At 74.1% G+C, this 5547-nt stretch carries 7 protein-coding genes, 1 tRNA gene and 1 rRNA gene; 5 read left to right on the top strand and 4 right to left on the bottom strand.

Annotated features, from left to right (window positions below; all coding sequences use genetic code 11):
* The 4 genes from NWP10_RS10275 to NWP10_RS10290 form a co-directional block, all read left to right on the top strand.
* Window positions 1-1509 (top strand): DUF5129 domain-containing protein (locus tag NWP10_RS10275; protein WP_258300837.1); only part of this gene is annotated, 1509 nt, incomplete at its 5' end.
* 63 nt (window positions 1510-1572) lie between these two features.
* Window positions 1573-2070, top strand: coding sequence for a carboxymuconolactone decarboxylase family protein (locus tag NWP10_RS10280; RefSeq protein WP_258300838.1), 498 nt, complete (start codon window positions 1573-1575; stop codon window positions 2068-2070).
* A gap of 14 nt (window positions 2071-2084) precedes the next feature.
* Entirely contained in the window at window positions 2085-3278 is a 1194-nt protein-coding gene (locus tag NWP10_RS10285) for a pirin family protein (RefSeq protein WP_258300839.1), read from the top strand.
* 111 nt (window positions 3279-3389) lie between these two features.
* Window positions 3390-3767, top strand: coding sequence for a GNAT family N-acetyltransferase (locus tag NWP10_RS10290; RefSeq protein WP_017489391.1), 378 nt, complete (start codon window positions 3390-3392; stop codon window positions 3765-3767).
* Between the two features lie 31 nt (window positions 3768-3798).
* Here NWP10_RS10290 and NWP10_RS10295 read toward each other — a convergent pair whose 3' ends face one another.
* The 3 genes from NWP10_RS10295 to NWP10_RS10305 all read right to left on the bottom strand — a co-directional run bounded on the left by NWP10_RS10295 (window position 3799) and on the right by NWP10_RS10305 (window position 4737).
* Window positions 3799-4071 (bottom strand): helix-turn-helix transcriptional regulator, encoded by a 273-nt coding sequence (locus NWP10_RS10295; RefSeq protein WP_017489392.1) that lies wholly within the window; start codon window positions 4069-4071, stop codon window positions 3799-3801.
* Window positions 4071-4550 carry a DUF2975 domain-containing protein gene (locus NWP10_RS10300; RefSeq protein ID WP_158495199.1) on the bottom strand — a complete coding sequence of 160 codons (480 nt, stop codon included), beginning with the start codon at window positions 4548-4550 and terminating at the stop codon, window positions 4071-4073. The genes NWP10_RS10295 and NWP10_RS10300 overlap by 1 nt, the downstream gene beginning before the upstream one ends.
* Before the next feature lie 110 nt (window positions 4551-4660).
* Window positions 4661-4737 (bottom strand) — tRNA-Pro (locus NWP10_RS10305).
* Window positions 4738-4977: 240 nt separating this feature from the next.
* Between NWP10_RS10305 and NWP10_RS10310 the strand changes: the two genes are divergently transcribed.
* The gene (locus tag NWP10_RS10310) at window positions 4978-5298 is read left to right on the top strand and encodes a hypothetical protein (protein WP_248195154.1); all 321 of its coding nucleotides are present in this window, start codon (window positions 4978-4980) and stop codon (window positions 5296-5298) included.
* A gap of 148 nt (window positions 5299-5446) precedes the next feature.
* Here the strand turns inward: NWP10_RS10310 and rrf are convergent.
* Window positions 5447-5547 (bottom strand): 5S ribosomal RNA (gene rrf, locus NWP10_RS10315); the annotation flags it as partial.

Genomic DNA, 5547 nt, shown 5'->3' on the forward strand with positions numbered 1-5547 from the left:
GCCCTGTCCGCCGCCGCCCTCGCGGGCGCGGCCGCCCCGGCCCTCGCACTGCCGGTCGCCGGGATCGCGGCCTCCGCCGTCGTCGCGGCCCCGCAGGCCGCCGCCGTCGAGTGGCAGGACGTCGAGCTCGTGGACGAGGCCGGCGTCGTGGACCCGGAGCGGCTGCGCCGGGGCCTGGCGGAAGTCGAGTTCCGCGAGCCGACCCGCGTGGCCGTGGTGACCGAGCGCGGCCCGGACCTGTCCGGGCTCGACGACGACCGCGCCTCCCAGGCGTTCAACGGGCGCGTCCTCGAGCGGGCCCGGGCCGAGCACCCGGACTGGCTCAGCGCGGACGGGCAGACGTGGGCGGACGGCCTCGTGATCGTGGCCCTCGATCCGGACAACCGCATGCTCGGGCTCTACGTGGGCGAGGACCGCTCCCTGAGCACGGACCAATTGCAGGACGTGCGCGAGGACGGCTACGAGGCGGCCCGCGCCGCGAAGTGGACCGACGCCCTCGTGGACGTGACCGACTCCGCGGCCGAGCTGATCGGCCGCCCGTGGTGGCAGCACCCGGGGCTGTGGGTCGGGGCCGGCGCCGTGGGGCTCGTCGGGGCCGGCACGGGCGCCGCCGTGATGGCCGACCGCCGGAAGAAGCAGGCCCGGACGCAGGCGGACCTCGAGTCCGCCCGCGGGCACCTGACCGCCGTCACCCTGGAGCTGGACGCGACCGAGGTCAACGCGTCCACGGTGCCGACGGACTCCCCGCACGCCGCCACCCTGCTCGAGCGGTTCCGGGGCTTCCGCGAGCGCACTCTGGACGCGACCGCGGAGCAGCAGCGGCTCGAGGCCGTCCCGGAGAAGGACCTGCACCGCCGCGAGCACCGCGAGGCGGCCGCGGCCCTGCGCGCGCAGACCGCCGAGCTGGACGGGCTCGACGACGCCATCGGCGCCGCCAACGCCCTCCTGAACCGGCACCCCGGGTGGCCCGTGGCGTGGGACCTGCAGACGGCCCCGCTGCGCGAGGACCTGGACGCCGTGGCCGAGCTGCGCGACGCCGTGACGGACACCCCGTCCGTCCAGGCCGCCGTCGCCGCCCTGGAGTCCTTCCGCGCGGAGGCGTCCGGCCGGCTCGATGCGCTCGGCGGCGACCTCGAGGCCGAGCGCGTCACGCCCGCCGCCGCCCTGGACGAGCTGGACGGGCTGCGCGGGCGCCTCACCTCGCTGGTGGGCTCGGTGGCCGAGGCGGAGATCACCGCGTTCAGCGACGACGACGAGGAGCGGCGGATCCTGCGCGAGAAGCTGCGCTCCCGGCGGGGCACGCACCGGGCGGCGCGCGGCTCGATCCTGGACTCCACGCTGCCCTCGGACGCCTACTGGACGGTGGTGGCGTTCAACGCCGGGCACCGCGCCGGCGAGCGGTCCGTCCAGGAGCGCCGCGAGGCGGCGTCGAGCTCGTCCTCCTCGGGCACCGGCTACGGCTCCTCGGGCGGCTCGTTCTCCGGGACCGGCTCCTCGGGTCGGTTCTGAGGCGGCCGCACTCGGGCGCCCGGGTCTGGCTTTCCCGTCGACTTTATGCAAAATTGAAGGACAATGAGCGCCGCTGAGAACCCCGCACCCCGCAAGGACCCCCTCGCCTTCTACCTCGACAAGGCCGTGCCCGACGCCTGGAAGGCCGTCGGCGGCCTGGCCGCCGCCGTCCGGACCGCCGCCGAGGAGGCCGGCCTGGGCCGCCAGCTCGTCGAGCTCGTGAACCTGCGGGTCTCCCAGATCAACGGCTGCGGGTTCTGCCTGGACCTGCACGCCCGCGAGGGCGCCAAGGCTGGGCTCAACGCCCAGCGGATGGCCCTGCTGCCCGCCTGGCGCGAGGCCGAGGCCGTGTACTCGGAGCAGGAGCGGGCCGCGCTCGAGCTCGCCGAGGCCGTCACTGAGCTCCCCGAGCAGGAGCAGCTCCACTACGTGCAGGCCTCCACCGCCGCCGCGCTCACGGACGCCCAGTACGCGGCCGTCCAGTGGGCCGCGATGGTGATGAACCTGACCAACCGGATCTCGATCCTCTCCCACCACCCCGTGCGTCGGCGCGAGGACTGACGGAGGCCCCCGCCATGAGCAACACCGAGCGCGACCCGAAGGAACAGGTCTGCGAGAACGGCCCCGGGGCCGCCCCCACCGGGCAGGAGGAGTCCCTGCGCGAGGCCCGCTTCACGGACGGGCTGAGCTCCGGCGTCGCGGAGGCCGCCGGGGACGCGGGCGCCGTCGTCGAGATCCTGGAGCCGCGCGAGGTGCCCCTGGGCGGGCCCCGCGCCATGCCGGTGCAGCGCACGCTGCCCCAGCGCGCCCGCAGCCTGATCGGCGCGTGGTGCTTCCTGGACTTCTACGGCCCGGACGACGTCTCCGCCACCGGCGGCATGGACGTCCCGCGCCACCCGCACACGGGCCTGGCCACGGTCTCCTGGCTGTTCGAGGGGCGCATCGCCCACGCGGACTCCGCCGGCAACTGGGCCACCGTGCGCCCCGGCGAGGTGAACCTCATGAACGCCGGCACCGGCATCACGCACACCGAGTACTCCACCGACGACACCTCAGTGCTGCACGGCGCGCAGCTCTGGTACGCCCTGCCGGACGCCCACCGCTTCTCGGCGCCGGCGCTGCACTCGCACCGCCCGGAGCCCGTGGCGGGCGAGGGCTGGACGGCCCGCGTGTTCCTCGGCGACCTCCTGGGCGAGTCCTCGCCGGTGCCCACCTACATCCCCCTCACCGGCGCGGAGCTGCGACTCGAGCCCGGGGCCACCGCCCGCATCGCCGTGCCGCAGGACCACGAGCACGGCCTGCTCACCGTCTCCGGCGCCGTGACGCTGCAGGGCGCCGACGTCCCGGCCGCCCAGCTGGGCTACGTCGGGACCGGGACCGCCGAGCTGACCGTGACCGCCGGCGAGGAGCCGGTGATCGCCCTGCTGATCGGCGGCGAGCCGCTCGGCGAGCAGATCATCATGTGGTGGAACTTCGTGGGCCGCTCCCACGAGGAGGTCGTGCGCTGGCGGTCCGCCTACCAGCAGGAAATGGGCTTCGAGGCCCCCGAGGACGGCTCCCCGCTCGCCTCCGCGGCTGCGCGCGCGCTCCGCGGCGACGACGACGGCGCCCTCGGCTCCCCCGTCCAGGGCGCGCTGCTCGACGCCCTCGTGGGCACCGCGTACGACGACGGCCGCGCCTTCCCCCAGTTCGGCGACTTCCCACCAGACCCGAAGCCCCCGATCCCGGCCCCGCCGCTGCCGAACACCCGCATGCGCCCGCGCGGCTGACCCCGCGGCCCGTCCCCCAGCACTTCCGTGCGGGAAACGGGAGCCTCCGCCGGCACTTTCGTGCGGGACAAGGGAGCCTCCCGCCCCGCCGCCCCCCGGAAAGGACCCACCATGACCGAGAACACCCCCACCCTGGACGCCCCGCAGGTCCGCAGGGTCGGCGAGAAGTACGAGATCGTCGTCGACGGCGACGGCACCGTGGCCGGCTACACCCTCGCCATCGACTACGAGGGCACCGACGGCGTCGCCCAGCGGATCTTCCCGCACACCAAGATGGCCGAGGAGTACGGCGGCAGGGGCCTGGCCTCCGTGCTCGTGCGCGAGGCCCTGAAGGACTCCGTGGCGGCGGGCTTCCGGATCGTCCCGGTGTGCCCGTACGTGAAGCAGTGGACGCAGAAGCACGACGACGTGGCCGGCGACGTCGACCAGGCCCGCCCCGAGCACCTGCAGTTCCTCGAGGAGCACGCCCGCCGGCGCAGCGAGGGCTGAGGCTCCCGCTCGCCACGGGCGGCCTCGGAGGTCACCGCGTCCCGGGCCGCCCGTCGTCGTCGTTGGCCGGCGCCGCGCCCGGACCGGGGGCGGCAGCTGCGTCGGGGACCCATTCGAGGAGGTCGCCCGGCTGGCACCCCAGGACCTCGCACATCCGCTCGAGGGTGCTGAGCCGCACGGCCTTGGCGCGCCCGTTCTTCAGCACGGCGACGTTGGCCGGGGTGATGCCCACCCGCTCGGCGAACTCGCCCACGGGCATCTTGCGGCGGGCGAGCTCGACGTCGATGCGCACGACGATGGCCATCAGATGACCGCGTCCATCTCGTCGCGCAGCGCGGTGGCCCGGGTGAGGAGGCTCCGCATCACCCCCATGAGCAGCGCCAGGCCCAGGCCGGCCGCCGTGCCGACCAGGAGCATGAGGCTCCACAGGGGCGGGCCGCTCACGGCGGTCGCCTGGTAGGCGATCGTGGCCGCGCAGGTGAGCCCGCCGCCCACGAACGCCGCGATGATGGCGTCCACCCAGGGCAGGGCGCGCGCCGTGAAGATCCGGTCGGTGCGGGTGAGGGCGAGCAGGCGGATGGTGCCGACCAGGCCCACCTGGACGAAGGCCAGGCCGACGATCGCCAGGGCCGTGACGGGCCACCGCATGAACGCCTCCGCCGGCAGGTCGCGCGCGACTTCTCCGCCCAGCCACGGCAGGCCGATCACTTGGAGGAAGAGGATCAGCAGCACGGCCAGGACGAGCAGTCCCTGGAGCACCCAGGTGGCGAGTCGATGTCTCATGGCTCGAGTGTCGAACGGGATCGATCGAACGTCAATAGATTTCTCTTGCCTCGGAGACGAACGGCTCCGGACACGGCGAAGCCCCCGCTCGAGTGAGCGGGGGCTTCTGCTGGTCGGGGTGACAGGATTTGAACCTGCGGCCTCGTCGTCCCGAACGACGCGCGCTACCAAGCTGCGCCACACCCCGTTGGAGGTCTCAGACCTGAATCCAACAGAGAGCGACTATACCAGCCTGAGGGAGCGCCGCCAAACCGGGAGGACGGGGCAGAATCGCAGGCAGGAGTGCCCGCCGGGCACGGGAACGGAGAGAGGTGCGGCGATGGCCTGGTGGCCGTTCAGAGGCCCGTCCGGGGCGCCCCGCGACGACGACGCCTCAACCGCAGGACGAGCGTCGCTGGAAGCTGCCGTGCACTCACTGCGGACGCTGATGACCGCGGAACGTCACCGGCTGCGTCCGGACAGCAGAGACCTGGCGTGGACGATCACCGAGCGGGCGGCCGAGTACGGCCCGGCATGGGCCCGCGTGAGCGCTCAGCGTCCGGCCGAGGCCCAGGAACTGCTCCTGCTCCTCTCCCACGGCCTGGAGCCCGCCCTGCGGGATTTCCTGGACCTGCCAGACTCCCAGAAGCCCCGCCATGCCGACGAGCTCCACGGGCGGCTCTCCGAGCTGCAGACCGAAGCGCAGCGGCTGGGGCGCCGGCTCACGCGAGCCCTGTCCTCCCGGCTGCGGGCCCGTGGCGAGCTCTGACACCCGGCCCGCCACGACCCCTGGCCGGCAGCCGAGGTGGGGCACCGGCCCCTGGAAACACGGAAGGCCCCGCACCACCAGGTGCAGGGCCTCCCCCGGGAATGCAAGAAGGGCCCCGCACCAAAGTGCAGGGCCCTCCCCAAAGAATGTCCGGCGGCGACCTACTCTCCCACAACCTCCCGGTTGCAGTACCATCGGCGCTGTGGGCCTTAGCTTCCGGGTTCGGAATGGAACCGGGCGTTTCCCCCA

Source organism: Micrococcus sp. HG099, from assembly GCF_024723355.1.
Taxonomy (GTDB): Bacteria; Actinomycetota; Actinomycetes; order Actinomycetales; family Micrococcaceae; genus Micrococcus; species Micrococcus endophyticus.